2 rRNA genes are annotated in these 1,675 nt (G+C 57.8%); both read left to right on the forward strand.

Features of this window, described 5'->3' with window-relative positions:
- Positions 1-628 (forward strand): 16S ribosomal RNA (locus tag ACWGH0_RS34650); the annotation flags it as partial.
- A 301-nt stretch (positions 629-929) separates the two neighbouring features.
- Positions 930-1,675 (forward strand): 23S ribosomal RNA (locus tag ACWGH0_RS34655); the annotation flags it as partial.

Below are 1,675 nucleotides of genomic sequence, written 5' to 3' on the forward strand. Positions count from 1 at the left end.
GGGGGCCCGCACAAGCAGCGGAGCATGTGGCTTAATTCGACGCAACGCGAAGAACCTTACCAAGGCTTGACATATACCGGAAACACCTAGAGATAGGTGCCCCCTTGTGGTCGGTATACAGGTGGTGCATGGCTGTCGTCAGCTCGTGTCGTGAGATGTTGGGTTAAGTCCCGCAACGAGCGCAACCCTTGTCCTGTGTTGCCAGCATGCCCTTCGGGGTGATGGGGACTCACAGGAGACCGCCGGGGTCAACTCGGAGGAAGGTGGGGACGACGTCAAGTCATCATGCCCCTTATGTCTTGGGCTGCACACGTGCTACAATGGCCGGTACAATGAGCTGCGATGCCGCGAGGCGGAGCGAATCTCAAAAAGCCGGTCTCAGTTCGGATTGGGGTCTGCAACTCGACCCCATGAAGTCGGAGTTGCTAGTAATCGCAGATCAGCATTGCTGCGGTGAATACGTTCCCGGGCCTTGTACACACCGCCCGTCACGTCACGAAAGTCGGTAACACCCGAAGCCGGTGGCCCAACCCCTTGTGGGAGGGAGCTGTCGAAGGTGGGACTGGCGATTGGGACGAAGTCGTAACAAGGTAGCCGTACCGGAAGGTGCGGCTGGATCACCTCCTTTCTAAGGAGCACTTCTTACTCGGTCCGCCGAGTCAGAGGCCACTACGTCGGCAAATGTTCGACGGTGGTTGCTCATGGGTGGAACGTTGACTACTCGGCACGGTTGGTTGGAACTGTTAGTACTGCTTCGGCGTGGAAAACAGGTTCTGATGGACCGGGTCGGGCACGCTGTTGGGTATCTGAGGGTACGGACCATTGGTTTGTATCTTCGCGATGCCGGCCCCAGTGCACTCGTCCGTAAGGATGGGGTGATGGGTGGCTGGTCGTTGCTTGAGAACTGCACAGTGGACGCGAGCATCTGTGGCCAAGTTTTTAAGGGCGCACGGTGGATGCCTTGGCACCAGGAACCGATGAAGGACGTGGGAGGCCACGATAGTCCCCGGGGAGCCGTCAACCAGGCTTTGATCCGGGGGTTTCCGAATGGGGAAACCCGGCAGTCGTCATGGGCTGTCACCCATACCTGAACACATAGGGTATGTGGAGGGAACGCGGGGAAGTGAAACATCTCAGTACCCGCAGGAAGAGAAAACAACCGTGATTCCGGGAGTAGTGGCGAGCGAAACCGGATGAGGCCAAACCGTATGCGTGTGATACCCGGCAGGGGTTGCGCATGCGGGGTTGTGGGATCTCTTTGTCACAGTCTGCCGGCTGTGAGACGAGTCAGAAACCGTTGGTGTAGGCGAAGGACATGCGAAAGGTCCGGCGTAGAGGGTAAGACCCCCGTAGCTGAAACATCAACGGCTCGTTTAAGAGACACCCAAGTAGCACGGGGCCCGAGAAATCCCGTGTGAATCTGGCGGGACCACCCGTTAAGCCTAAATATTCCCTGGTGACCGATAGCGGATAGTACCGTGAGGGAATGGTGAAAAGTACCGCGGGAGCGGAGTGAAATAGTACCTGAAACCGTGTGCCTACAAGCCGTGGGAGCGTCGCGCATTGAGCTTGCTCAGTGCGTCGTGACTGCGTGCCTTTTGAAGAATGAGCCTGCGAGTTAGCGGTGTGTAGCGAGGTTAACCCGTGTGGGGAAGCCGTAGCGAAAGCGAGTCCG

This window comes from Streptomyces sp. NPDC054887 (assembly GCF_053610585.1).